At 63.3% G+C, this 1,851-nt stretch carries 3 pseudogenes; 2 read left to right on the forward strand and 1 reads right to left on the reverse strand.

Annotated elements, in window-relative coordinates:
• Positions 1-239: 239 nt before the first annotated feature.
• Together ROA7023_RS23385 and ROA7023_RS25400 are read left to right on the forward strand one after the other, a co-directional pair.
• Positions 240-800: pseudogene (locus ROA7023_RS23385) on the forward strand (IS3 family transposase); the annotation flags it as partial.
• Between the two features lie 46 nt (positions 801-846).
• Positions 847-1,572, forward strand: a pseudogene (locus ROA7023_RS25400) (transposase); the annotation flags it as partial.
• Positions 1,573-1,725: 153 nt separating this feature from the next.
• Here ROA7023_RS25400 and ROA7023_RS23395 read toward each other — a convergent pair.
• Positions 1,726-1,851 (reverse strand): annotated as a pseudogene (locus tag ROA7023_RS23395) (ATP-binding protein); the annotation flags it as partial.

Genomic DNA, 1,851 nt, shown 5'->3' on the forward strand with positions numbered 1-1,851 from the left:
GCGCGAGCGAAGCCTGCCCCTCTCATCGTTTGCAAGCAAACGACTGCCGGGCGACGGATCGCTGTATTGCAGCTCTGACGGCGTGCGTGGTCGTGGCGCAGCCGTGACGAACTTGTCCCATAGTGCTGCCTTCCATTCCTGAGAAAGGATCGCACCATCAAACCGTGGGATCAAACACCTAGGGTCATCCACCGCCCGGCAGGGTCATGCGCAGCATGATCGAGAGGGGAAGAGCACCATCCTTCTTTGCCATCGATCGGATGTGTCGTGTCATGAATGTCAGCACGCGCGGTTTGCGGGCATTCCGCAATCGCACTACCAGCAGCAGACAGCGATCTGATTTGGTCACCTTGGCGCACATCAAAGAACAGTCCCGTCTCAGCCTGGGCAGTTGCGGTCGACCACGGATGACGGAGGAGCTGAAGGAAATCGGCTTGGACGTTGGGCATCACCGCGTAGGCCGCTTGATGCGTCAGAACGGCATGTCGGTCGGGCAAACGCGCAGACAGAAGGTCACGACAGATAGCGACGACACGTTTGACATTTGGCCAAACCTGTTGGATCGCGGCTTCAAAGCTGATGCGCCAAATCAGAAGTGGGCCGGCGACAAAAGCTATGTATGGACGCAGGAAGGATGGCTCTACCTCGCCGTCTTCCTCGACCTGCACTCTCGGCGAGCAATCGGCTAGGCCGTCAGCAACCGGATGAAGCGTGACCTGGCGATCCGGGCATTGAACATGACCAACGCGTTGCGGCGGCCGACGGAGGGCTGCATCCATCACACGGACCGCGGAAACCAAGGCGGTTTCAACCGGTCATCGCGACACGCCGTTCCCGGAACCGTGGATGACGACAGGAAGACGAAAATCCGAACGCTCGACGTGGCGCAAATTGGGCTCGCCAGGACGGCCGCCTGTCTGGCAGCGTGAGAATCCGTGCCGGTCTTGGCGGAGTGTGGCGTCGGGCCTTTCCAGTGAGGAGGCCGCCGTCGCTGCGGGTGTTTCCGGCCCCGTCGGTATCCGGTGGTTTCGGAGTTCGGGCGGCACGACTCCCACACATCTTGCGCCATCGGCGCCGCGGCTGACGTGCCGCAACTTGACCTTCCCGGAGCGAGAGGAGATCGCCCTGGAATGCGCGAGAGGGACTGGTGTCCGTGTGATTGCGCACAAGCCGGGACGGTCACCTGGCACGATTTCGCGAGAGATCAGGCGCAACTCGGCGACGCGCAGCGGGGACTTCGACTATCGCGCCATCACCGCGCAGTGGCATGCTGATCGCGCAGCACGGCGCCCTAAAACCGGCAAGCCGGCAAGCAATCCCGCCCTGTCTGACCATGTGTAGGACCGACTCTCCGGCCTCATCGCCACGCCCGAAGGCATCGCCTTCGACGGTCCGGTCGTGGTATGGAAGGGGCGGTGCCCCGTTCATCGGCAAAGCCGGCGCTGGTCTTCTGCCTGGAGCCCGGAACAGATCGCGCAGCGTCTGCAGGTGGAGTTCCCCGAGGACACGACCATGCGCATCAGCCACGAGGCCGTTTACCGGGCCCTCTCCATTCAGGGACGCGGAGCCCTGTAGCGGGCGCTCTCGGCCTGTCTGCGCTGCGATCGCGCACTGAGGTTGCCCCGCGACGCTGTCAATCAGCATCTGATCGTGCCCCCTCATCGGCGTCCGGTATTGATCCCTCCGGAGCTGAGCTGGTCCGGCGCTGCGCAGTCCTCGTGTGACGCAGCGATGCGTCGGGCGGTCGAGGAGCGCAGCGGTCATCGTCGCGTCTCCGAAGACGGTCGGCCATTCGCCAAAGGCGGGATTGGTCGTGGCGATGATCGAGCTCCGCTCGTGGGGCTTGCCGAT

Origin of the sequence: Roseisalinus antarcticus (assembly GCF_900172355.1) — a bacterium.
GTDB classification, from domain to species: Bacteria; Pseudomonadota; Alphaproteobacteria; order Rhodobacterales; family Rhodobacteraceae; genus Oceanicola; species Oceanicola antarcticus_A.